General features: G+C 63.7%; 19 protein-coding genes and 2 pseudogenes. 11 read left to right on the top strand and 10 right to left on the bottom strand.

The window, feature by feature from the left end:
* Positions 1 to 173: 173 nt before the first annotated feature.
* Entirely contained in the window at positions 174 to 422 is a 249-nt protein-coding gene (locus NDO48_RS24145; RefSeq protein ID WP_081623610.1) for a type II toxin-antitoxin system VapB family antitoxin, read from the top strand.
* Positions 419 to 832: pseudogene (locus tag NDO48_RS24140) on the top strand (type II toxin-antitoxin system VapC family toxin). Before NDO48_RS24145 ends, NDO48_RS24140 begins: the two are co-directional and overlap by 4 nt.
* A 27-nt stretch (positions 833 to 859) precedes the next feature.
* Here NDO48_RS24140 and NDO48_RS24135 read toward each other — a convergent pair.
* Positions 860 to 2,143 (bottom strand): site-specific integrase, encoded by a 1,284-nt coding sequence (locus NDO48_RS24135; protein WP_267322530.1) that lies wholly within the window; start codon positions 2,141 to 2,143, stop codon positions 860 to 862.
* 159 nt (positions 2,144 to 2,302) lie between these two features.
* On the opposite strand from NDO48_RS24135, the pseudogene NDO48_RS24130 reads away from it, so the two are divergent.
* Positions 2,303 to 2,404 (top strand): annotated as a pseudogene (locus NDO48_RS24130) (DDE-type integrase/transposase/recombinase); the annotation flags it as partial.
* Between the two features lie 54 nt (positions 2,405 to 2,458).
* Here NDO48_RS24130 and NDO48_RS24125 read toward each other — a convergent pair.
* From NDO48_RS24125 to NDO48_RS24115, 3 genes are read right to left on the bottom strand one after another with little or no spacing between them, the layout of a single operon-like run.
* Positions 2,459 to 3,163: a hypothetical protein gene (locus NDO48_RS24125; RefSeq protein WP_040457457.1), complete on the bottom strand. Its 705-nt coding sequence runs from the start codon at positions 3,161 to 3,163 to the stop codon at positions 2,459 to 2,461.
* A 58-nt stretch (positions 3,164 to 3,221) separates the two neighbouring features.
* Positions 3,222 to 4,058 (bottom strand): ABC transporter permease, encoded by an 837-nt coding sequence (locus tag NDO48_RS24120; protein WP_267322529.1) that lies wholly within the window; start codon positions 4,056 to 4,058, stop codon positions 3,222 to 3,224.
* 28 nt (positions 4,059 to 4,086) lie between these two features.
* Positions 4,087 to 4,908, bottom strand: a complete 822-nt coding sequence (locus tag NDO48_RS24115) for an ABC transporter ATP-binding protein (protein WP_267322528.1) — start codon at positions 4,906 to 4,908, stop codon at positions 4,087 to 4,089.
* Between the two features lie 344 nt (positions 4,909 to 5,252).
* On the opposite strand from NDO48_RS24115, the gene NDO48_RS24110 reads away from it, so the two are divergent.
* From NDO48_RS24110 to NDO48_RS24085, 6 genes are read left to right on the top strand one after another with little or no spacing between them, the layout of a single operon-like run.
* Positions 5,253 to 7,367 (top strand): hydantoinase/oxoprolinase family protein, encoded by a 2,115-nt coding sequence (locus NDO48_RS24110; RefSeq protein WP_267322527.1) that lies wholly within the window; start codon positions 5,253 to 5,255, stop codon positions 7,365 to 7,367.
* On the top strand, positions 7,364 to 9,556 hold the full coding sequence (locus NDO48_RS24105; RefSeq protein ID WP_267322526.1) for a hydantoinase B/oxoprolinase family protein: 2,193 nt from the start codon (positions 7,364 to 7,366) through the stop codon (positions 9,554 to 9,556). The genes NDO48_RS24110 and NDO48_RS24105 overlap by 4 nt, the downstream gene beginning before the upstream one ends.
* The gene (locus NDO48_RS24100) at positions 9,553 to 10,008 is read left to right on the top strand and encodes a Zn-ribbon domain-containing OB-fold protein (RefSeq protein ID WP_267322525.1); all 456 of its coding nucleotides are present in this window, start codon (positions 9,553 to 9,555) and stop codon (positions 10,006 to 10,008) included. The genes NDO48_RS24105 and NDO48_RS24100 overlap by 4 nt, the downstream gene beginning before the upstream one ends.
* On the top strand, positions 10,005 to 11,168 hold the full coding sequence (locus NDO48_RS24095) for a thiolase C-terminal domain-containing protein (protein ID WP_267322524.1): 1,164 nt from the start codon (positions 10,005 to 10,007) through the stop codon (positions 11,166 to 11,168). The genes NDO48_RS24100 and NDO48_RS24095 overlap by 4 nt, the downstream gene beginning before the upstream one ends.
* Before the next feature lie 17 nt (positions 11,169 to 11,185).
* Entirely contained in the window at positions 11,186 to 11,983 is a 798-nt protein-coding gene (locus NDO48_RS24090) for an SDR family NAD(P)-dependent oxidoreductase (RefSeq protein ID WP_018431203.1), read from the top strand.
* 58 nt (positions 11,984 to 12,041) lie between these two features.
* Positions 12,042 to 13,067 carry an ABC transporter substrate-binding protein gene (locus tag NDO48_RS24085; RefSeq protein WP_267322523.1) on the top strand — a complete coding sequence of 342 codons (1,026 nt, stop codon included), beginning with the start codon at positions 12,042 to 12,044 and terminating at the stop codon, positions 13,065 to 13,067.
* Here NDO48_RS24085 and NDO48_RS24080 read toward each other — a convergent pair.
* Entirely contained in the window at positions 13,030 to 13,929 is a 900-nt protein-coding gene (locus tag NDO48_RS24080; RefSeq protein ID WP_198292924.1) for an IclR family transcriptional regulator, read from the bottom strand. The two genes, NDO48_RS24085 and NDO48_RS24080, sit on opposite strands and share 38 nt — an antisense overlap.
* Positions 13,930 to 14,063: 134 nt before the next feature.
* On the opposite strand from NDO48_RS24080, the gene NDO48_RS24075 reads away from it, so the two are divergent.
* Complete coding sequence (locus NDO48_RS24075; RefSeq protein WP_267322522.1) at positions 14,064 to 16,199, top strand: acetate--CoA ligase family protein; 2,136 nt, start codon at positions 14,064 to 14,066, stop codon at positions 16,197 to 16,199.
* Between the two features lie 248 nt (positions 16,200 to 16,447).
* Positions 16,448 to 16,660, top strand: coding sequence for a hypothetical protein (locus tag NDO48_RS24070; protein ID WP_267322521.1), 213 nt, complete (start codon positions 16,448 to 16,450; stop codon positions 16,658 to 16,660).
* 22 nt (positions 16,661 to 16,682) lie between these two features.
* On the opposite strand, the gene NDO48_RS24065 is transcribed toward NDO48_RS24070, so the two are convergent.
* Genes NDO48_RS24065 through NDO48_RS24045 form a run of 5 tightly spaced genes read right to left on the bottom strand, consistent with a single transcriptional unit; the run spans position 16,683 to position 22,264 of the window.
* Entirely contained in the window at positions 16,683 to 17,393 is a 711-nt protein-coding gene (locus tag NDO48_RS24065; protein ID WP_018431199.1) for a cupin domain-containing protein, read from the bottom strand.
* A gap of 21 nt (positions 17,394 to 17,414) precedes the next feature.
* Positions 17,415 to 18,173: an SDR family NAD(P)-dependent oxidoreductase gene (locus NDO48_RS24060; protein WP_267322520.1), complete on the bottom strand. Its 759-nt coding sequence runs from the start codon at positions 18,171 to 18,173 to the stop codon at positions 17,415 to 17,417.
* Positions 18,174 to 18,220: 47 nt separating this feature from the next.
* Entirely contained in the window at positions 18,221 to 19,411 is a 1,191-nt protein-coding gene (locus NDO48_RS24055; RefSeq protein ID WP_267322519.1) for a M20 aminoacylase family protein, read from the bottom strand.
* Between the two features lie 52 nt (positions 19,412 to 19,463).
* Complete coding sequence (locus tag NDO48_RS24050; protein WP_267322518.1) at positions 19,464 to 21,344, bottom strand: ABC transporter ATP-binding protein; 1,881 nt, start codon at positions 21,342 to 21,344, stop codon at positions 19,464 to 19,466.
* Positions 21,344 to 22,264 carry an ABC transporter permease gene (locus NDO48_RS24045; RefSeq protein ID WP_018431195.1) on the bottom strand — a complete coding sequence of 307 codons (921 nt, stop codon included), beginning with the start codon at positions 22,262 to 22,264 and terminating at the stop codon, positions 21,344 to 21,346. The genes NDO48_RS24050 and NDO48_RS24045 overlap by 1 nt, the downstream gene beginning before the upstream one ends.
* Positions 22,265 to 22,276 lie beyond the last annotated feature (12 nt).

Raw genomic sequence — 22,276 nt, 5'->3', positions numbered from 1 at the left:
CCTGACCGCCAAGGCACGATCGGGCGAATTCTCGATCGGCCCGGTGCTGATGGCCCTGCTGCGGGGCAGGGGAGGGGCGGCCCAGGCCAAGACGGGGTGAGCTGTCTTGCCATCACCTGCCATCTTACTAGCAGGTGGCGCTAGCTCTATGTTCTTTGAAAAGGAGGCGCGTCATGGCTGAACCACAACTTTCGATAAGGAGCGCTCGGGCTCGCGACCTGGCGCATAGGCTAGCCCGGCGTGAAAACCGCACGATCGCCGATGTCGTTGAGCGTGCCCTCGAATCCTACGAAGTACGCGAAGCAGGGCGTGAGCCTGCGCTGGCCTTCTACAGCCGATTGAAAATGCAATCAGGCACCGACATTGACCTTGAGGCCACAATTCGTGCCCATCGGCATCCTCATGAGGGCATCGATCTGTGATTTTTGTCGATACGAATGTCATCTCGGAGACGCTGAAGAAGTTGCCTGATGACGCCGTGATCGCTTGGTTGGTCCGGCATGATGCCGAACTGGCGCTATCAACTGTGACGATCGCCGAGATTGCCTTTGGCATCCAAAAGATCAAGCCAGACCAACGTGCCTAGCGTCTGGAACAGGGCCTTTCGGATTGGCGCCGACGCTTTGTCGACCGAATCTTCGGGCTAACAGAGGAAGCGACGCTGGCCTACGGCGAAATCATGGGTGCTGCCTCACGCAAAGTTCGTCCTATGTCGGCGCCTGACGGTATGATTGCGGCCATCGCCCACGTTAACGGTGGCAGCTTGGCCACGCGAAATCTGAGTGATTTTGGCACGACGGGCCTCGTATTGATGTCCCCTTGGGATTTCTGACGCCGCTTCGACGAACAGGGTATGGTTCTAGAGCCCGCTCGCCTTGGTCAGGTTGACGCGGAAGCGGTCGCGGCGGCGTTGGTATTTGCGGGTCATTTCGGCGCTGGCGTGGCCGAGCTGTTTCTGCACGTAGCGCTCTTCAACCTCGGCGGAGGAGGCGAGGCCGGCGCGCAGGGAGTGACCGGCAAACTGGGCGGCGCGTTCGCCCTCGGGGAGGTCGCCGCGCACGCCGGCGGCAAGGGCTGCGCGCTTGACCAGACGGGCGACCTCCTGGTCGTTGAGACGCTCGGATCCGACCTTCTTGCCGCGCCCGGTGACGCGGCGAAACAGCGGGCCGTGGCCGATGCGGGCGAGGCTGAGCCAGATTTCAAGCGCGGTGACCGGGCAGGTGGCGTCGGCCGAACCACGCCCGATCTCGACCTCGCGCCAGCCGGTCTTGCCACGCAGGGTCACCAGCAGTCCCTTCGGGAAAATCTCGATCCAGCCACGGCCGTCCTCGGTCTGGTCGCGGGCGCAGTCGAGCCCGACGATTTCGGAACGGCGTAGGGCGCCGGTAAAACCGAGCAGCAGCATGGCGCGGTCGCGCAAGCCGCGCAAAGTGCCGCGTTCGAGCGTCTCCAGCATGGCGATCAGGTCCTCCGGCAGGATCGCCTCCTTCTGCCGGGGCGGGCGGGCGTGCGCGTTGCGGATCCCCGCCATGACGGTTGCGATGGCGCGGTGCTTGCGGTCTAGGGCAAGGCCGCGCTGGGCATAGTTCCACGACAGCGAAGACAGCCGCCGTTCGATGGTCGAAACCGCATCCTTGCGACCGGCTGCCTTGCCCGACCTGGTGACCACAGCGTCTTGGGACGCGGCGCCCGAAGCGCAGGCGGTGATGTAGAGCCCGACGGTCTCGGGATCCGGCGGCATTGCCGACAATCCCTGGCGGCGCAGCCAGTCGCCGAAATGCTTCCAGTCGGCGGCATAGGCTCGACGCGTGTTTGCCGAACTCGCCGCCTCTACATAGCCGTGCGCGCGCTCGGCCAGTTCGCCGAGATGCGCCGGCATACGACCGGACAACGGGCTTTCGGCTGCCGGCAAGCTAGGGGAGGGGAGGGTGGCGTCGCCTTGTGCATCCAGAGAACCGTCGGCGCGTGCCTCGGGCTGTCGTCCCATAGCCATCACGACGTCGACGATATCGGGCAAATCTTCGGCCGAGGCGTCGTTTCCGGCACCTTCCTCGACAGGCTCGGCTGATTTCGACGTGCCCTCTCGTTGAGCAGAGCGCTGCTGAGCACGGTTTTCGCGATTCTGCTCGACATTAGAGGCCATTTCGGCAGCAGATCACTTTATGAACGATAATGCAAGATTATCAGTCATTGTAGCCGGCCGACACGGCGTGCGGTTTTCTGCTCATTAGTGGTTATAAGTGCACGTGCTTGTTGCGCTTGCCCGCGGGAACGATCACGGCAGGCGTTGAAGGCGATCCGGATCCGCAAGAGCCGATACCTCAACAACCGGATTGAGCAGGATCACCGCCGCAACAAGCGGCGGGTGCGACCGATGCTGGGCTTCAAGACTTTCACGACGGCCGCCGTAACTCCAAGTCGCGCCGCTGGCCTGACGTCACGGGTGCCTGTTTCCGAACTAGGGCTGGAAACCCGTCTTGAGCGGCGAGGCCGGCGCCGAGCATAGGAGATGTCCGACACAGTCGAGCACAACGTCTGCCGTCCTGATGTGCCAGCTCCGGAATGGTTCTCCGCTCTCAGCCATGCTCAAGCGAGCCCAGTCGCTCCATTCCTGCATCGCCCAGATCAGGACAACCTCTGAATCGTTGCGCATGGCAGTTCGAAAGGCGCCAACCAAATGAAGGCCGAGTCTCGCTGCCTTCTCAAGCCAATGTTCGGAGATCAGTCGAAGATAGTCCTGCGCAAGGCCCGGCCTTACGCTGACGATCTCGTGCAGGAACACCTTTGCTCCAACCACAGTGCCTTCGGTACAGAGTTGCTCGATGTCTGGCGAGTAGGGAGCGGCAATCAGCAATCGGTCGAAACCGCCGCTTCGGTAGTTCTGGGCCGTAAGCCACCAAGCCTCGAGGGCTTTGTCCTGCATGGTGTCGGAGGCAGTTTCGTGCGCAAAACTGGCGGCGAGGCCGTCCCAGTCGTGATATTCCCACAGATTGACGACCTGCGGCCACCGGCCGGAGCTGCCGAGCGTGCCCCAGATACCAAAGCATTTCTGATTGCGCTCAGCGCAATGTTTGCCCCAGTCCGTGGTCATGTGCCTGAAGTAGTTGGCTCGGTTGGCGCCGATGATGTCGACGTATTCATGAATGTAGACCCGTGCGTTCATACCGCACCTCTGCTGGAGCGTTCGGGGGTTCATGCGGGCGTGACACTGCGGAGCTTTGTCAGCGCGCGCTCTTGGTCGTGGACGCGGTCCAAGGCAGCATCAGCCGACCCAGCCAGCGAACCAGGGTGCTGAACAGGAAACCCATGAGAGCGACGGTGCAGATGCCGACATACATGCGATTGGCCTGGAACAATGACCATGAGTGCCAGATGCGGTAGCCGATCCCCTGGCTTGCCTGGACAAACTCTACGCCGACGATCACCAGAACCGCGGTACCGATTGCGATGCGCATCGAGATGAAGAATTGTGGCAGCAGGGCCGGCCAGGTGACATGGCGAAACATGACCCAACCCTTGGCGCCAAAGGAGCGGGCCGCCTCGCGGTAATTCTCAGGGATGGCAAGTACCGCTTCCATGCACTGAATCCAGACAAGAAAGAACACTGTCATGCCGACCAGCAGCACGCTGGGCAATTCGCCAAGCCCGAAGATCAGCAGCAGCAGCGGCAGGAGCGCCAGTTTGGGAACTGTGTAGAGCGCGGTGAGAAACGGCTCCAGCGCCGCACGCATCAGCCGCGACAGGCCAAGCAGCAATGCTGCTCCCAGGCCGCTGATGACACCGATGGCAAAGCCGGCAAGCACGCGCAGCGCGCTGGCCAGAACGTCCTGCTGCAGCATTCCGCTCCGGGCCATCTCGACAGCCGACATGAAAATGGCGCTGGGTGCAGGAAAGAACCTGACGTCGAGCACGCCCGCCCGGGCAAAGATCTCCCACAGGATGAAGAAGATGACCGGGGTTGCCACGGCGAGCGCGGTCTCCTGCCTGTTTGCCTTGCTTGCGTAGCCACGCGGGTCCCGTTCTGCCTCGCCCGGCTTGATCGTTATTGTCCGTTCCATCTCGTCGCCTCCTCCGCGTCGATCGGTTCTAACCGGCGTGCCTACCGACCTGCTCGCGCAGCAGGTTCCAGATTTCCTGTTCGAGCCGGGCGAATGCCGGCTCGCCGCGAATGTCGGGCGTACGTGGCCGCGCGAACGGCACCTCGAACTCGGCAATGATATGCCCAGGTCGCGCCGACATCACCACAACCCTGTCGCCGAGCAGCAGGGCCTCCTCCAGGCTGTGGGTGACGAAGACCACCGTGCGCCTGTCCTCCTGCCAGAGCGTCAGCAACTCGTCCTGCAGGATACGCCGATGCTGTGCGTCGAGGGCGGCGAACGGTTCGTCCATCAGCAAGATCTCCGGCTCGACTGCCATGGCGCGGGCGATTGCGACCCGTTGCAGCATTCCACCAGAAAGTGCCGGCGGGTAAGCATTGGCGAAGTCGCCGAGGCCCATCTTTCGCAGCCACAAAATAGCGCGCTCGTCAGCTTCGGCGCTGGCCATGCCCGTCATTTCCAGGCCGAAGCGGACATTGGCCCGGATCGTCTTCCACGGAAACACATTATAGCTCTGGAACACCATGGCTGTCGGCACCGCGCGGGCGCCGCTTGCATGGACCAATATCTCGCCCTCGCTCGGCTTGTGCAGCCCGGCAACCATCCTGAGAACGGTTGACTTGCCGCAGCCCGAGGGGCCGACAAGGCAGACGAACTCGCCGCTTCGTACCGTCAGATCGACACCTGACAGGGCCTCGACATTGCCATTAGCGTCGTAGCGCTTACGCACCCCGCGCACCTCGATCTTGGCCGGGGTCGGGCCGGTAACTGCCACGGCACCTTCGACGTCGGTTGTGCGCAATGAGTTCATCTGTCGCTCCGTGAGCAAGTGCGTTCGGCGCGCCTGAGGGGCGTTCGCGGACGGAAGGCTAGGCTGGCAATCGATGTCGAAACAATCGCTTCTGTGGATTTTCCGGATAGCCGGAAAACCACCGCTTACGTTTGACAGGCCGGATGGTTCGACGCCTAATCGCCTGGTCCAAGCGGGGCCTCGTCGCCGCGCCGGACGGCGGGCGTAGTGCGGTGAAATCCGCGCCCCGCGATATCGTTTCAATACCGCGCCGGGTCACGGCGACTGGAGCAGCCTCGGGCGGTGGATGCGTTGCGTTCGCCGGACGATGGACTGCGCGCTTAGAGAGACTTGCGAGATTGCTCATGCAGATCGTTGGCATCGATACGGGCGGCACCTTCACCGACACGGTCATCCTTGCCGATGATGGACGCATCGGAGTCGGCAAGTCGCTGACGACGCATGGCCGCCTGATGGAGGGTGTGATCGCCTCTCTAGGTGTAGCAGCGAGATCGCTTGGCAGGAACCTGCGCGACATTCTCGAGACGACCGACATCCTGTCTCATGGGACCACGGTTGGCCTCAACGCCTTGCTGACCGGCAGCGGCGCCCGTGTCGGCCTGCTCGTGACCGCCGGCTTCGAATCGACCTTGCCCATGGCGCGCTCGAACAAGGTGCACGGCCTGCCCGATGAGGACAGCATCAACGCCCTCAAATGGCGAAAGCCAGATCTGCTCGTGTCGCGTCGCCGCATCGTCGGCGTCGACGAGCGCATCGATGTCGACGGCAGGATCGTCCAGCCGCTGGATGAGCAGCAGGCACGCCGCGCGATCCGGCAGCTCGTCTCGCGCGGTGCCGAGGCGATCGGAATTGCGCTGATGTGGTCGCCGGTCAATGCCGTGCACGAACGCCGTCTCGCCGACCTCGTAGCGGAGGAGGCGCCTGGTCTGCATGTGACCCTATCGAGCGAGCTTGCGCCCCGCATCGGCGAATATGAGCGAACGGCGACCGTTGCGATGAACGCCTATGTCGCGCCGCTGGTTGGAGATTACCTTGCCTCGCTTGAAGAAGCGCTGCGTGCGGAGGGGTTTGTCGGCCTTTTCCTCATCGTGACGATGGGCGGCGGCGTACGGCGCGCAAAGTCGCTGCGCGACGCGCCGGTGCATCTCCTGCAATCGGGACCAGTCGGTGGCATCATGGCCGCGCGCCAGGTGGGCGCACGGCTCGGGCATGCCGATGTGCTGGCAACGGATGTCGGTGGCACCAGCTTTGATGTCGGTCTCGTCGTTGGCGGCACATTGCCCAATGCAACGCGGCCGCGCATAGACCGCCACAGCCTTGCCGTCCCTGTCATCGACCTTGCATCGATCGGCACCGGCGGCGGCAGCATTGCCTATGTCGATGCCGAGCTGGGCGTGTTGCGGGTAGGTCCGCAAAGCGCCGGCTCCATGCCGGGCCCTGCCTGCTATGGTCGTGGCGGGACGCAGCCTACGGTCACCGACGCTGCCGTCGTGCTCGGTTATCTCGACCGCCTTGGTGGTGCTTTGCACCTTGACCGCGGGGCTGCACAGGCGGCGATTTTGGCGCTCGCCGAACACCTCGGAATGGAGATCGAGGCGGCGGCTGAAGGTATCCTGCGCGTGGCGAATGCGCAGATGGCTGATCTCGTCCGCCGGGCCAGCGTCCAGCGCGGTTACGATCCGCGCAACTTCGTCCTCTACGCTTACGGCGGGGCAGCACCTCAGCATGTCGGGCGCTATGCCGCCGAGATTGGCGTCAAGTCGATCGTCATTCCACGCCTGGCACCGGAGTTTTCCGCTTGGGGCGCTGCTGCCAGCGACATGCGGACAGCCTGCGAAATCGAGCTGCCGGCCAGGTCATTGCGTGACTTCTGCGACATTGAGATCGAGGCTTTCGACCGGCTGGAGCAGCGCGCCCGCGGCGAATTCGACGGGCTGGGGGAGGCGGGCTTTTCGAAGGCAGTCGACATACGGCGCAAGGTCGGCCTGAAATTCTCCCGCCAGCTGCATCGGATCGATATCGACGTACCGGGCGCGTGCCTTGGGCCGGCGGAGATCGCCGTCGCTGAAGCGGCTTTCCGGGCGCGCTACGAGCAGATCGTCGGCCGTGGTGCTGCTCATGCCGGCAGCACCATCGAACTCGCGGCAATCGTAGTCGAGGCGCGTATGCCGATTTCCATGCCCGAAGCCGCAAAGGCCCCACGCCGGGGCGTGCCGCAGCCGGTACGCAGCCGCAACGCCTGGTTCCATGGCCGCGAACAGGAAACGCCTGTCTATCTCTGGGACGACCTTGGCGAGGGCGCGGAGATCGCAGGACCGGCCTTCATCGAATCCGAGCAGACGACGGCGGTGATCCATCCCGATCAGACAGCCGCAACCGACGCGGACGGCAACCTGACTATAGCGGTGTTGCGCCGCGGCAAGGCTCCGGCGCAGCCGAGCATCGAGGAACTTGCATGACCATCGGTCCGATCGAACTGGAAATCATTCGCCACAGAATGGAGGCGATAAACGCCGACGCAGGCGAGACGCTGGTGCGGGTCTCCGGATCGCAGATCGCGTCCGAGGCGAGCGATTTTAATACGGCGATCATGACCGCCGACGGCACCGTCGTCTCCTGCAGCAAGTTCATTCTGGTGCAGTCGACTTCGCTCAACCTGATCGTCCGTGACATCCTCGATCGTTACGGTGAGAACCCGGGCATCGGGCCGGGTGACCAATTCCTCACCAACGACCCCTATCTCGGGACGCTCCACCAGCCTGACGTGACCTTGGTGGCGCCGATTTTCCACGACGGACGGCTGATCGCCTGGGCAGGTTCGACCGTGCACGAGCCGGATGTCGGCGGTCCGGTCAGCGGCGGCTTCAACTATGCCGCCCGCTCGATCTTCGACGAGGCGATACCGATTCCGCCGGTCAAGATCGTCGAGAGCGGCCGGATCCGGCGTGACATCGAACGCGACTATCTCGCCCGCACTCGTACACCCGAATTGAACGCGCTCGACCTGCTCGGCCAGATTGCCGCGAACCGTGCGTCGGAGCGCCAGTTGCTCGAGCTATGCGCTGTCTATGGTGCGAACGGGCTGGTCGAGGCGATGGACACGCTGCTGGCCTCGACCGAGGCAGCCTTCCGCCGCCGCCTCAAGGAGTTGCCGGATGGCATCTGGCGCGAAAATTCCTTCATCCAGCACGAGCAGCGCAGGGGCGCCGACTATATGCCCAATCAGGTCTATGCGGTGAGACTGGCCATGGCTAAGTCGGCCGACAGGCTGACCTTCGACTTCACGGCAAGCGATGACCAGGCGCCCGGTGCAGTCAACTCCACCTATCCGACGCTGGCCAACTTCACCATGGCGGCGGTGCTCGTCCACATCTGCCAGGGCTTGCCATGGATGCCCGGCGCCATCTGGCGCACGATCGACATCCGCACCCGCAAGGCCTCGGTTGTCGATGCCGAGTGGCCAGCCGGCGTCGCCATGAGCACGGGTACCTCGGCCCAGGCGATCCGTAACTGCGTCAGTGCCTGTCTTGCCCGCCTGCTCGACGGATCTGAAAAGCACGCACACATGGCCATGGCGTCTTCACAGTCATCGGGCGCCGGTGGCATGTCGATCTCGGGCCATCGGCTTGACGGCCGCCCGTTCACCACGCTGTTCCTCGACGAGCTCAGCGGTGGCGGTGGCGCCACCGTTGACACTGATGGATGCGATACTTCGGGAACGGCAACCTCGCCGGGCGCGACGCCGTCGAACATCGAGACCAACGAGGCCTATTATCCGGTTCTCTATCTGACGCGGCTTGAACTTGCCGACACGGGCGGGCCGGGGATGCGCCGCGGCGGGGTTGGTGCAATGCATGCCTATCGCCCGCACCGGACGGATCGTTCCATCGCGCTGCTGTCGATGGCGCAGGGTCTGCAGCATCCGGCGACGATGGGGCTGGCAGGTGGCGAGCCAGGATCTCCGAGCGGTTTTGCGATCATGAGCGGTGATGTCCCCGTCGATCATGCGATGGGCTGGCCGGACCTGGCCGATGTCGTCGAAATCCGCCTCCCTGACGCGCGTACGCAGCTCCATCCCGGACATATGCTTGTCACGTCTTCACAGGGCGGCGGCGGCTTTGGCGATCCGCTCGAGCGCGATACCGCGGCCGTGTTGGCCGATGTGCTCGATGGCCTGGTCAGCACGGAGGGTGCGCTACGCGATTTCGGTGTGGTCATGCGGCGCGATGATGAACGGGTCCTGGTCGATCGAGGAGCCACCGACGCCGAACGCAAGGCGCGGCGCAGCACCAGGATTGGCGAGCGTGAGCCGTACCGGGGGGGCGGCGCTGTTGGTGGACGACGGCTCTCCAGCCATTTCCGGGCGGTCGAAACCGCCAATGGCGAACAGGTCGCCTGCGCGTCTTGCGGCTGCCGTCTCTGCGGGCTCGGCGAACGCCTTTACAGCAGCCTCGTTCTCCATGAGGCCCCCGCGGGCGAACGCTCCGCGATCACCGATCGTTATCCCGGCAGCGAGCGATTCCGAATCCGCCATTTCTATTGTCCCGGATGCGCCCGGCAGGTTGACGTTCAGGTGGCGCTGGCGGGCGAGCCGGTGCTCGAGGCGATGGATGTGCGCCCCCAAGCCAAGAGCGAGGCACGATCATGAACGCTATTCCGCTGCCTTACGGTGACGATCCCGACACAATGGTGTTCTGGCAGGCCACACGGCAGAAGCGTCTCGTCGTGCAGTGCTGCAAGGCTTGCGGCCGCAGTCAGTTTCCGCCGCATCCGTTCTGCGCTGCCTGCGCTCACCCCGAGACCGAATGGGTCGACGCAGCCGGTCGCGGCACCATCTGGTCATACGGCGTGGCGCATGGTCCGACCCTTCCGGGGTTCCAGGATCTGGTGCCATATTCAATGATTGTGGTCGAGCTCGACGACCATCCGCACATCCGCATGGTCGGCAGCCTGGTTGCCGGGCCGGACGCTGCCATCAACAGCGTCGCCGCGTCGACGATCCGCATTGGTCTGCCAGTCGACGTTGCCTTTGTCGCCGTCTCGGACGACATCACCTTGCCGCGCTGGATGCCGCGCGCTTCCGAGGACATCAGGCCATGAGCGACATCGTTTCCCTCAAGGACCGCACGGCGATCGTCGGCATTGGCGAGACTGCCTTTGGAAAGGCGATGTCCGAAAGCGAGGAGCAGCTTGCCTGCATCGCGATCAAGGCCGCCCTCGACGACGCCGGCATTGCGCCTGCGGAAGTCGACGGACTCTGTTCGCTGAACATGGAGAATGTCTTCCAGCACGACATCGCGCGCGACCTCGGCATGCGAGAGGTGACCTACTATTCGCAGATGCCGGCTGGCGGGCATGGCGGCTGCGGCACCGTCGGACATGCGGCGATGGCCGTCGCCACCGGCCAGGCCAAGGTCGTGGTCGGCTGGCGCTCGCGCAAGCGCAGCGGCAGGGCCAGCCGCGTCTGGGCGCAGCTCGACCAGCGTATTCAGGGTAGCCGGGACACCTGGTTGCGACCCTGGGGCATCATTCGCCCGGTCGACGAAGTGGGCGTCATGTACACGCGCTACATGCACGAATTCGGTGCGACCCGTGATCACCTGGCCAATGTCGCATTGGCGTTTCGCAGCCATGCCAACCGCAATCCCAACGCCTTCATGTATTCTAGGTCGATGAGCCGAGAGGACTATTTCGCGGCGCGTTGGATCAGTGAGCCATTGTGCCTTTTCGACTGCTGCCTGGAGACCGACGGCGCCATTGCGTTCGTCGTCACCGCGGCGGACCGCGCCAGGGACTGCCGCGACCGGCCCGTCTACATTCATGCGGCGGCGCAGGGCTTCGATGGCGGCAGCGCCATCCTGGCCAATTACTTCACGGCCGATCCGATGCGCTCGCAGGCAGCAACCTGCGCCAAGTCGCTGTGGCGGCAGAGCGACATTCGACCATCCGACATAAAGGTCGCGCAATTCTACGATGCCTTTACGCCGGAAGTGTTCTTCACGCTCGAGGGTTACGGTTTCTGCGGCCGCGGCGAGGGGGCTGCCTTCACCGAGGATGGCGGCATTGCGCTTGGCGGCCGGCTGCCTGTCAACACCGGCGGCGGCAGCCTGTCGGAGGTCTATCTGCATGGCTTCAACATGATCACCGAGGGTGTCAAGCAAATGCGTGGCGCCTCGACCGGCCAGGTCGCGAACGCCGACTGTTGCTTCGTCAGTTCGAGCGACCTGGGTCCGACCTCGGCCGTCGTGTTGCGCAACTGAGGTCAAGGGGAGAAGAGATGCACGACACTCTCGTCTGGATCAGTGGGGCGACCCAGGGCATCGGCCTTGGTCTTGCCCGCAACGTTCCCTTTGGCAACGCTCGCGTCATCAATCTGTCGCGCCGCAAGCATCCGGATTTCGAGACGCTGCAGTTCGACCTGGCGGATCCCTCTTCATGGGATCGCGTCCGCGGCCATTTCATCCGCGAGCTGGCGGCTTTCCGCGGCGAGCGCGCGATCTTCATCCACAACGCCTACTATTCCGAGGCGATCGGGATGGTCGGCAAGGTGGCTTCGGCCAAGTATGAAAAGGGCGTTCTGGCCAATCTCGCCGCTCCCTTCGTGCTGGCTGAGGCCTTCCTCGATGCCTGTCGTCCAGCTTACGAGGCGGGCCTGGCCATGCTGTCGTCGGGCGCGGCTGTCGCGGCGCTCGAGGGGCTCGCCACCTATTGTGCGTCCAAGGTCGCGATCGAGCACTGGGTCGAGGTGGTCGCACGCGAGCGTCAGAGCCGCGGCGGAACCGGGCCATGGGTGGTGGCCGTGAGGCCCGGCGGCGTCGATACGCCGGCCCTGCGTGCCGCCGCCGAGGTCGACCCCGAAATTTACCCGCGTGTCGCCAGCCTCAAGCACAATATTTCCAACCGCGTCGACATCGATACCGCCGGGAGACGCATCTGGGCAGCACTGCCGCCGGCGCCCGATACGGCCGTCATTTCGTTTGCTGAACCGCCGGGAGACCCGGCGTTCCACTTTGGCGGTCCGCGCGTCCGGCAACTTGCGGGGTCGAACTGGAAGCTGGTCTACGACGCCGACTGACGAAAAATTTGCCGTCCGGTGGAGGGCCGGCGGCAGGAAGAGCAACAGGGAGGAAGTTATGAAATCTCTATGGAAGACGTTGGCGGTTGCGGCCGCAGTGGCTGGCATGAGCCTGGGCGCCCGCGCTCAAGGTTCCGACGCGCCAAAGCCGCTGCCGCAGCGCGAAAAAGTGACGGTCGCCATGACCGCGAAAGTCGAGGCCTACCTTCCGATGATCCTGGCCGACCGTATGGGCGAGTTCGACAAGGAAAACATCGATATCGAATACACCTTCGCCAAGTCGAGCGACGGCATCGTGCTCCTGGCGACCGGGCGCGCCGATGTGCTTGGCGGCCAGCCAAGTGCGGCCGTCTTCAACGCCATCGCCGGCGGTGCCGACATCCGCGTGGTTGCACCGCTGTTTGTCCAGTCACCCCAGCAGAAGCAGGGCATCTGGGCCAACAACGCCTTTCTCAACGGCCGCAAGTTTACCGTCGACCTGTTCAAGGATCAGACCATCGCCAGCGCCATCGGCCTTGGTTCGACGGCCTCCTATTTCCTGCAGACGGAACTGGAAAAGGTTGGGCTTTCCCTCAAGGACGTGAAGTTTCAGACCATGGCGTCGCCTGACATCCTGGTCGCCCTCGAGAACGGCGCCGTTAACTTCGGCTATTTGATCGACTCGATCTGGCAGAAGGCCGATACCTCCAAGGTGTCGCTGGCATTCGTGCAGGGACCGGAGATGTCGGCCGGTTCGTGGAGCTTCGGGCCGCGCCTGCTCAAGGAGCGACGCGACGTCGGCGAGGCGGTGATGCGGGCGCTGGTTCGTACGACGCGCAACTACCTGAAGGGCGACTACCACCAGAACTCCGAGATCATGAAGATCATGGTCGAGGAACTGCAACTGCCCGAGGAAACGCTCAAAAAGGGCGTCTCGCTGAGCTTCGACCCCAATCTTTACATGCCGGCAGATCTCGCGGCGCGCTTGCAGAAGACCTACGCCCTCATCCCCGAAGTGCTTTCCTACACCGAGTTGATGCCCGAAGACCGGGTCGTTGACCAGGGTTTCATAGCTGCGGCGGGAATTCCCACTCCGGCGAAATAGGCAGGTCGTCATTGGCCCGCTGCAGCTCTGAAAGCCGCTGGTGCCGTGCCGCGATCTGGCGGAGCGTGTTGCCGAGGGCAAGGGTGCCCGGGCTCTCCTCCGGATCGGGACTGACCAGACCGACGGCAACCGAAACACGCATGACCTTGGACTGGAAGGGTGCCGCCACAGCGGTCACGCCTTCCCCAGAGAAGCCGCGGGAGGTGGCATAGCCTTGTTTTCGAGCCAGTCTCACCTTGTCGAGGAGCGTGGTTACACTGGCCGTGCGCCTGGCCGGCGGCTCGGTGCGGAACATGCGCTTGGCAATCTCCACCACCACCTCCTGCGGCTTGCCCGACAGAAGCGCCAGGCCTGCCGCAGTCGTCCAGTCGTAGTCGGTAAAGCCCTCGACATGGATGCCGGCGTGAAAATCAGAACCGGGAATGATTGCCGAGCATTGCACCCAGCGATCGTTTTCCATGCACAGCCACACCGTGTGGCCGGTGCAGCGATGAACCTCCTCCATAAGATCGGAGACCGCCGTGCCGCCGAAGAAGGTGCTTTCGAGGCGCCGAGCGAGCGTAACGATCCGGTAGGAGGGCAGGTAGACTTTCTGCCGTGGCTCGAATGCAAGATACCCGGTCCGCACCAGGGTCTTGAGGATGTCGTCGGCACTGGAATTGGGGATGGCGAGGGCGCGGCTGATTTCCGTCGTGCGGGCCGGCCGCGGATTGGCCTGGAAGTATTCCAGCACCGACAGCACGCGCAGGCTGGATTTCACCACCCCGCCGGAGCGGTCGTTGGTGACGCCGCGCAGCAATTCGTTGGGTTCTTCCTCAAAACCCAGTTCCAACCGTCTTGCCGGGCAGGCCGCGGTTCCCATGGCGCTCTCCTCTCCTTGTGCCGGCAGGCCGGCACAGAGCGTTCGCAGCCAGTCTGCATCCCTTCCTGGCATTTGTATTCGGCCATTTGGCCTATGCCGCTGGCCTATCCTTCCGACAGTCCATGAAAGACCAGATGATGCTTACCACTCAACCGGCAATCCTGCAGGCTCGCGCCGAACTCGACCGCAGCCTGATCGATCTCCAGCGCATGTTCCGAAAGAAGCGCGGTATCGCTTATGTCGGCCGGGTGGATGCGTCACCGCAGGCGCACAACTGGTTTCGCCGCTTCGGCGAGGACGTCCGTTTCTGCTACGTCAATCCGCGCGGCGGCGAGGCCGGCGGTGTGCCTGTGTTCGCCTCGATGAGTGAGGTGCCCGATCATATCGACCTTGCGGTGGTCAAGGTGGCCCCGGCGATCGTGCCGCAAGTGATCGCCGATTGTGGCAGCAGGGGTGTGCGCGACGTCATAGTCTTCAGTTCCGGCTTCTCGGAGGTCGGTGCGGAAGGCGCGGCGCTTGAAGCAAAGGTGGCGGAGGCGGCAAGGGCGCACGGCGTGCGCGTGATCGGGCCGAACACCAACGACAATACGTTCGAGCAGTTCCCTGTCTCGGAGCACCACCGCGGCGGGTTGATAGGGCTGGTCACCCAAAGCGGCTTCAATGGCCGTCCCATCGTCGAAGGCGTTGCCATGGGCGCTGCCTTCCGGCGCTGGGTGACTGTCGGTAACGAGGTTGATCTCGAGGTCGCCGACTTCATCAACTACTTTGCCCACGACCCCGAGACCACGGTCATTGCCGCCTATGTCGAAGGCTTCAAGTCGATCCCCAAACTCAGGCTTGCGCTGGAGTCGGCGAATACCATGCGAAAGCCGGTTGTCATGCTCAAGATGGGCTCGACCGAACGTGGCGCCCGAATGGCCGCTTCGCACACCGGTCATCTCGCGGGCGCCGACGCCGTTATCGATGGCCTGTTCAGGCAGTATGGCGTGATTCGCGTCCGCGATCTCGATGAACTGCTCGAAACCGCTAATCTCCTGGCCAAGGTGCCGGCCGGCTCCGGGCCGAATTGCGCGCTTTATTCGGTGTCGGGTGGATCGACGACCTTGATGGCAGAGCTGGCCGACAGCTACGGCGTGAGCGTTCCCGACCTCGATGGGACGACAGTCGAAAAGCTCTATGCCCATCTGCCGCGCTATGTGACGGTTTCCAATCCGATCGACAATGGCGGCGGCTTCGCGATTTCCGCCCCGCAGCAGCAGCGGCTCGAAGTTCTCGATCTTATCGCCGCCGATCCCAATGTCGATGTCATCGTTGTGGGGCTTACCGCCGCGCTCGGCCTCCTGTCCGACAGTTTCGCCGCCGATGTGCTCGCTTTCGCCCCGCGCTCGCCCAAACCGATCGTTGCCGTGTGGGGGTCGGTCTTGACCGACAGCCCTGGCTACCGCGACCTAGTCAAGTCAGGAGTTCCCATTTTTCGCTCGTTCCGCAAGTGTTTCCGTGCGTTGCGCGCGCGCGCCGACTATGAAGCCGCGAAAGCCTCGTTCAGGCCTCGCAGCTGGAGTGTGCCGGTCCTCGCGCCAATTCAGCTTGAAGCGCTGGCGCGTCCTGGCGTACTCGACAGTCGGGAGGCTGCGGTTCTGCTGGAGGGCGCCGGTATCGACCGCGCTCGCGAGTGCATGGCCCACACTGCTGCGGAGGCGAGCAACCTCGTCGCCGAATTTGGCGGTCGCGTTGCCATGAAACTCGCGTCACCCGACATCGCCCACAAGTCGGATGCGGGGCTGGTCCAGCTCGACGTGACCGACGGCGAGGCCGCAGCTTTGATCCACGACGAACTCGTTGCAAGGGCAAAGGCCCATGCGCCAGGCGCTCGCATTGAAGGCGTTTTGATGCAGGAGCAGATTGGGCCGGGTGTCGAAATGATCGTCGGGCTGACGCAGGACGCCGACCTCGGGACGACCATCACGTTGGGGGCGGGGGGCATCTATGCTGAGATCCTCAGGGATGCCGTCACACGCCCCTTGCCGGTCGACAGGGACGACATTCGTGAGATGATCGCAAGCCTCAGGCTTTCGCCGCTGTTGGACGGTGCTCGCGGAGCCAAGCCATCGGACAAGGTGGCTCTGGTCGAACTGGCTTTCCGGGTGGCCCAGCTCGGTCTGGCGGCCGGTCCGCTCATTTCGGAACTTGATCTAAACCCGGTGATCGTTCTGCCCGACAGAGCGGTAGCGGTTGACGCACTCGTCGTTGTGCATCCACCAGATCCATAGCCTCGTGCCTAGGCATGCCACAGCATGAGGCGATGGGTGGATCGTCTGCTGTGTGCGATCTGTGGCGGCGCGCAAAACACGATCGGCTACATGGGGCAACAGATGATCATTCGGCCTAAGTTCTCCGGGAGGAGTGTTCCTGCGGAGACTCTGTATTGTATTTTGCGCTACGAATATGTTGCCGACAAGGAGACAATCATGGCTGCCACCGCGATTATTCGCAACGGCCTGTGCCGCCCAGCGGCCGCATGCCCAAGCTCAATCTGACGATGGCCTTCTGGGCGATCTGCAGCGCCATGTTCTTTCTCGTCTCGGCGACCGCCAACACCATCATCGGCCTGGTGCTGACGGTGATCTCCTATTCGGCGATCAACGACGTCATCACCCGCTACGCGATCCGCTCCGGCCTGTCGGTGCCGCTCTTTTCGAGGCTGTTGTTCAGCCGCTACGGCGGGTGTTGAAAGTGGTTGCGATTGAAGCCGGTCAGAAGGTGGGCGGGGTACAGGTCCAAAGTATGCTCGCCGGTTCCGTCCCGATGTTGCGATAAGAGTGAGGTACATGCGAGCGGAAGCAGAAGGAGTCGCCTTCCTTCAAGCTGTAGACGATGCCATCCAGGATGAGGTCGATCTGGCCGCGAAGCACATAGCCGGTCTCTTCACCCTCATGGGTGATCGCGGCACCGCTTTTGGCGCCGACGGCTATGTGGTGGATGTTGCTCTGGAGCAGATGACCGCCCTTGTAGGGGATGATGCGTTCGAAGGAGACGCCGGCCCAGTCGCCGGGTCGGTCGTCCAATGTCACCACGGGGCGCGTGCCTGCGCGAAAGACGGGTGAATCGTCCGGCTCGCCCTCCTCGAACAACCAGCTGATGTTGGTTTCGAGCACCCTGACCAGACGGTGGATGAGCGGCAGGGAAGGCAAGGCCCTGCCATTCTCGGCCTTGGACAGCAGGCTCTCCGAACATTGGCTCCGGGCTGCCAGCTCCTTCAGCGTGAGGCCCTTGGTTTGCCTGGCCAGCTTCAGCTTGACGCCAAGTCGCCGGCGCGACTCCAAGAGTTCATCCGACGCCTCTTCGAGGTCGTCCTGCAAGACGTTCGTTTCCGTCATCTGCGCCTCAGAATCATGGCCTGGCTGCTGCCTTCCGTCAGGCTGTTCTTTCAGGTTTTGGGCCAAACGGCTCGCTTTTTCCTTCATTTCGAAGGCGACGCACCCCGGTCAATGGGCCATGCCGCCGTCGACCATCATCGATTTTGCCGTGATGTAGCGCGATTCCTCGGAAGCAAGGAAGGTGTACATGGGGGCAACCTCAGCCGGCGTGCCCTGGCGGCCGAGCGGGACGATGCGGTTGACGATCGCCCCATGCGCGTCGGTGCCGCCCATGTAATCGATCGCCGGATTGTTGAACGGCGTATCGATCCAGCCCGGCAGGACCGAGTTGACCCGGATGTTTGCCGGCGCAAGCTCCTGGGCAAGGGCCGTGGTGAAGGCAATGACCGCGCCCTTTGCCGCTGCATAGGCGGTCATGCCCGGCGCGCCGCGAAGACCAGCCAGAGATGCCGTGGTGATGAAGCTGCCGCCGCCCTGACGCTTCAGCGCGGGTGCTCCGTATTTCGCGGCGAAAAAGGTGCCGCGCGCGTTGACCTGAAAGATGGCGTCCCATGTCTCCGCCTCAAAGCCGTCCACTTGCCCGGTGCGCATCAAGCCGGCAAAGAAGACCAGCGTGTCGAGACTGCCCAGTGCATTTTCGGCATATTCGACGGCGTCGCGAACTGATGCCTCGTCACGCACGTCGCAACGGGTGCCAAAGGCGCGGACATTCTGCGCGCCGGCCAGATGGACAGCCTCCGCCATGGCCGCCTCGTTGATGTCGGCGACAACGATGCTGGCCCCGTTCCGGGCGAAATCCTCGACGCAGGCACGGCCGATGCCCGTAGCCGCTCCGATCATCAATGCACGCTTTCCCGAAAGTCTCATCTCGTTCCCCTTGGGTCTTCTGTTTGCAAGCGAGGTATCGTCGGTCGCTACGCCGCTGCCGGCACCGGCATCGTGGCAGGCGCAGTCGACCAGTCCTTGACGAGGGCGGTCCAATAGAGCGCGCCCGGCGCTATCAGATCGTCGTTGAAGTCGAAGGACGGATTGTGCAGCGGGGTCCCGGTTCCATTGCCGATCCAGGCGTAACATCCGGGCTTGGCCCCCAGCATGAAGGCAAAGTCCTCCGACGCCATGCTGGGCTCGAACTCGGTCAGCACCGAACGACGCCCGAACGTGGCGGTCGCCACCGCCTCGGCTATGGCGGCCATGCCGCCGTCATTGACGGTCGCGGGATAGCGCGGCTCGAAATCGAGAGAGATGCCGACACGGTGGGTGATGGCGACGCCATTGATGATCTGTTGCAGCCGCTCCTGCACCACGGCACGGGCCTCGTCGGAAAAGGCGCGGACGGTGCCGTTGAGGACGACCCTGCCGGGCAGCGCATTGAGCGAGTTGCCGCCATGGATCTGCGTCAGCGAAACCACCGCCGGCTGCTGGGCATTGACGGATCTGCTCGTAATGGTCTGGAGACCGGCGATGACGGCGCCGGCCGAAACGATGGCGTCGGTGCCAAGATGCGGCAAGGCGGCATGTACGCCCTTGGCATCGATGGTGATGGTGAAGAGGTCCATCGCCGCCATCACCGGCCCCGGCCGCACGGCCACGGTGCCCAATGGCAGGCTGGGCCAGTTGTGCAGGCCAAAGACGGCGTCCACCGGAAAGCGTTCGAAGAGGCCTTCCTCGACCATCCGGCGGCCGCCTCCTTCGGCTTCCTCAGCGGGTTGAAAGATGAAGCGCACGGAGCCGGCGAAGTCGCGCTCGCGCGACAGGTAGTCGGCCGCCGCGAGCAGCATCGTCATATGGCCGTCATGGCCGCAAGCATGGCTGGCGCCGTCATTGTGTGATCGGTAGGAGAGGTCGCTTTCCTCAGTGATCGGCAACGCATCCATGTCGGCCCGCAGGCCGATCGTCGGGCCGGGGCGCCGGCCGGCGAGCGTCGCCACGAGGCCGGTGCCGGCGATGCCGGTTTCCGCGGTCATGCCCATCTCGACCAGCCTCTCGGCCACGAAAGCCGCGGTACGATGCTCCTGAAACGCGACCTCCGGCCACTGGTGCAGATGCCGGCGCCAGCCGGTATGGACTGCATGGCGTTCGCGAAAAAATGCTTCGGCCGATGTCATCTAGACGTGCGCCCCATACGAGCGTCCACTGCGGTTCGACCGGTCCCGGCTTTCATGTCCCGGCCCCTTGCGCCAGACGCGCCACATCGACGACGGGCATCTGGCTGAACTGCAGATGGCAGGCGCTGGCGTTGCCGTCTTCCCGCACCGTTTGCGTCGGATCGTCCGTGGCACAGCGATCGAAGGCGAACGGGCAGCGAGTGCGGAAGCTGCATCCGGCCGGAATGTCGATTGGATCCGGCGGCTCGCCCTCAAGCAGATAGGTCTCGGTGCGGTACGGCTTCTCCTCGACGGTGGGGACAGCACTCAGCAACGCTCGCGTGTAAGGATGTGCCGATCGGCCGAACATCGTTTCATTGTCGGCCAGCTCGACGATGCGTCCGAGATACATGACGGCGATGCGGGCGCAGACACGCCGGACCATGGCCAGATCGTGCGAGATGTAGACATAGGTGATGCCGCGCTTGACCTGCAGTGTCTCGAACAGATCGAGCAGTTTTGCCTGTTCGACCTGATCGAGCGACGACAGGGTTTCGTCCAGGATCAGCAGCTCGGGTTCGAGCACCAGTGCGCGGGCGATGTTGACGCGCTGGCGCTGGCCGGCGCTGAGGCCGACGGGCAACTGGTCGTAGAGAGCGGGCGACAGGCCGACCTCGGCCATGACGTCCTTCACCTTCTTTTCGATTTGCTGGCGCGAGCCGAGTCCGTGGATGAGCAGCGGTTCGGATATGGTCCGGCCGATCGAACTGTGCGCAGCAATCGCATTGTAGGGATCCTGCAGGAGCAACTGGAAGCGTCGCCGCAAGCCAAGCAGCCGCGACCCGCGCAAGGTGGCGATGTCGTCATTCTCGAACAGGATCTGGCCCTTGTCCGGTGCCTCAAGGCTGCTGAGCAGCCGCGACAGGGTCGACTTGCCACAGCCGGACTCGCCGATGATGCCGAAATTTTCGCCCCGGCGCACGGTGAAAGAAACGCCGCGGACCGCCCGGACCATGCGCTCGCCAAAGAGGGTCTTGCGCTCGCGCACGCGATAGGTCTTCTCGACGTCGCGCACGTCGAGGACGACGTCGTTCGTCGATGGGGCGGGTGGCTGCTCGCTGGTGGCCCAGATCTTCGGCACCTTGGCGATCAGTTCCCGGGTGTAGCCGTGTTCGGGCCGCTTGATCAGGTTTTCGACCGACTGACGCTCGACGATGTGGCCGCGGTCCAGCACGATTAGGTTGCTGGCGATTTCCGTGACGATGCCCAGCGACGACGAGACGAAGACGATCGCCGTGTCGAAATCCTGCTGCAGGTCGCGCAGCAGGCGCAGGATCTGCGCTGCGACGGTGACGTCGAGGGGCTGGGTGATGTTGTCGGCGATGAGCAGCTTCGGATTGGAGACCAGCGCATCGACGATCATGGCGCGCTGCATCATGCCGCCGCTGAACTGGAACGGGTATTCGTCGAAGCGCTGCTTGGGCGACGGAATGCGGACGGCATCCAGTGTTTCGATGACGCGCTTGCGCGCTTCGTCGCGTGTCAGGTTCGGCGCGACGGCGCGAAGCTTCTCCAGGATTTGGTGTCCCACCGGTACGGTCGGATCGAGCGCGCTCGTCGGGTTCGCGCCGATATAGGCGATCTCGCGACCGCGCAGGCCGGCCATCTGCTCGTCCGGCAGGGTCAGCAGATCGCGGCCGCCGTAGTTTACCGACCCGCTCGTGATGGCGAGCGGCGACTTGATCCAGTTGACGAGGGCGCGCGACAGCACCGTCTTGCCCGATCCGCTCTCGCCGATGATGCCGAGCACCGAGCGCGGCGCAACCGAAAGATCGATGCCCGAGAGGATCGTCCGTTCGCCGGCTGCCGCTCGGGCCACGACCGACAGGTTGCGAACTTCCATGACCGGGGCCTGCATCGCGGTGTTGTCCTGCATGTTCAGTGGCTGGGTCATCACTCACCTCCCTGCAGGATGTGGTTGCGAGCGCGCTCGAGGACGCCGCCCATCAGATTGAGGCTGCCGAGACCGAGCGCCAGCAGGATGCCGGGGACGATGGTGATCCACCACGCGTTCAGCAGGTACTGGGTGCCAGCGGAGATGATGGTTCCGAAGGTTGGCGTCGGGGGTTGGATGCCAATGCCTATGAAGCCGAAGATGGCTTCGAAGATCATCATGCGGGCAACGTCGAGCACGGCGACGAAGGCGATCGGCGGCAGCACGCTGGGGGCGATGTGGCGAACCATAATGCGCAGGTCGCTGGCGCCGAGAATCTTCGCAGCCCTGACATATTCCTTCTGGCGCTCAGCCAGGGTGACCCCGCGGGAAACGCGAGCATAGACCGGCCAGCTCGCCAGCACCAGAACGGCGATGATGGTGGCGGGCGAGGGGCGCGACATGCCCAGGATGGTGATCGCGAGGATGACTACGGGGATCGACATCTGCACGTCGGTCAGGCGCATCAGAATGACGTCGGTCCAGCCGCCGCGATAGCCGGCATAGATGCCGATGGCACAGCCGAGGACAAAAATGCCGATGACGCTGGCGACCCCAATGGCAAAGGCGTTGCGCAGTCCGATCAGCGAGCGCAGCAACAGGTCGCGGCCGAGCTGGTCGGTGCCGAAGAAGTGGGGCAGTTTCCCGCCCTCCATGAAGATGGGAGGCAGGAACTTGTTGGCGACGTTCATCTTGGTGGCCGAAGCGTCGATGAGGAACGGTCCGAACACGGTGAGCAGCGCCAGGGCAATGAAGACCGTCGCGGCGATCTTCATCTCGGTGTAGCCCCAGGCCTTGCGGACGATGCGGGCCGTGACGCCGCGCTTCTTTGGCTGTGTTTGGGCAGTCGACAGGGCTGCCTCTTCGGTCGAAGTGATCATGACGGGCAGTCC

The sequence above is a fragment of the Aminobacter sp. MET-1 genome (genome assembly GCF_026521175.1).
GTDB lineage: Bacteria > Pseudomonadota > Alphaproteobacteria > Rhizobiales > Rhizobiaceae > Aminobacter.
The sequence above is the reverse complement of the archived record's forward strand: the minus strand, read 5'-3'. Positions and strand labels throughout refer to the sequence as shown.

Coding starts and splice junctions, on each gene's coding strand:
- NDO48_RS24145 (WP_081623610.1), top strand. CDS start 174: ATGGCTGAACCACAACTTTCGATAAGGAGCGCTCGGGCTCGCGACCTG.
- NDO48_RS24135 (WP_267322530.1), bottom strand. CDS start 2,143: ATGGCCTCTAATGTCGAGCAGAATCGCGAAAACCGTGCTCAGCAGCGC.
- NDO48_RS24125 (WP_040457457.1), bottom strand. CDS start 3,163: ATGAACGCACGGGTCTACATTCATGAATACGTCGACATCATCGGCGCC.
- NDO48_RS24120 (WP_267322529.1), bottom strand. CDS start 4,058: ATGGAACGGACAATAACGATCAAGCCGGGCGAGGCAGAACGGGACCCG.
- NDO48_RS24115 (WP_267322528.1), bottom strand. CDS start 4,908: ATGAACTCATTGCGCACAACCGACGTCGAAGGTGCCGTGGCAGTTACC.
- NDO48_RS24110 (WP_267322527.1), top strand. CDS start 5,253: ATGCAGATCGTTGGCATCGATACGGGCGGCACCTTCACCGACACGGTC.
- NDO48_RS24105 (WP_267322526.1), top strand. CDS start 7,364: ATGACCATCGGTCCGATCGAACTGGAAATCATTCGCCACAGAATGGAG.
- NDO48_RS24100 (WP_267322525.1), top strand. CDS start 9,553: ATGAACGCTATTCCGCTGCCTTACGGTGACGATCCCGACACAATGGTG.
- NDO48_RS24095 (WP_267322524.1), top strand. CDS start 10,005: ATGAGCGACATCGTTTCCCTCAAGGACCGCACGGCGATCGTCGGCATT.
- NDO48_RS24090 (WP_018431203.1), top strand. CDS start 11,186: ATGCACGACACTCTCGTCTGGATCAGTGGGGCGACCCAGGGCATCGGC.
- NDO48_RS24085 (WP_267322523.1), top strand. CDS start 12,042: ATGAAATCTCTATGGAAGACGTTGGCGGTTGCGGCCGCAGTGGCTGGC.
- NDO48_RS24080 (WP_198292924.1), bottom strand. CDS start 13,929: ATGGGAACCGCGGCCTGCCCGGCAAGACGGTTGGAACTGGGTTTTGAG.
- NDO48_RS24075 (WP_267322522.1), top strand. CDS start 14,064: ATGATGCTTACCACTCAACCGGCAATCCTGCAGGCTCGCGCCGAACTC.
- NDO48_RS24070 (WP_267322521.1), top strand. CDS start 16,448: ATGCCCAAGCTCAATCTGACGATGGCCTTCTGGGCGATCTGCAGCGCC.
- NDO48_RS24065 (WP_018431199.1), bottom strand. CDS start 17,393: ATGAAGGAAAAAGCGAGCCGTTTGGCCCAAAACCTGAAAGAACAGCCT.
- NDO48_RS24060 (WP_267322520.1), bottom strand. CDS start 18,173: ATGAGACTTTCGGGAAAGCGTGCATTGATGATCGGAGCGGCTACGGGC.
- NDO48_RS24055 (WP_267322519.1), bottom strand. CDS start 19,411: ATGACATCGGCCGAAGCATTTTTTCGCGAACGCCATGCAGTCCATACC.
- NDO48_RS24050 (WP_267322518.1), bottom strand. CDS start 21,344: ATGACCCAGCCACTGAACATGCAGGACAACACCGCGATGCAGGCCCCG.
- NDO48_RS24045 (WP_018431195.1), bottom strand. CDS start 22,264: ATGATCACTTCGACCGAAGAGGCAGCCCTGTCGACTGCCCAAACACAG.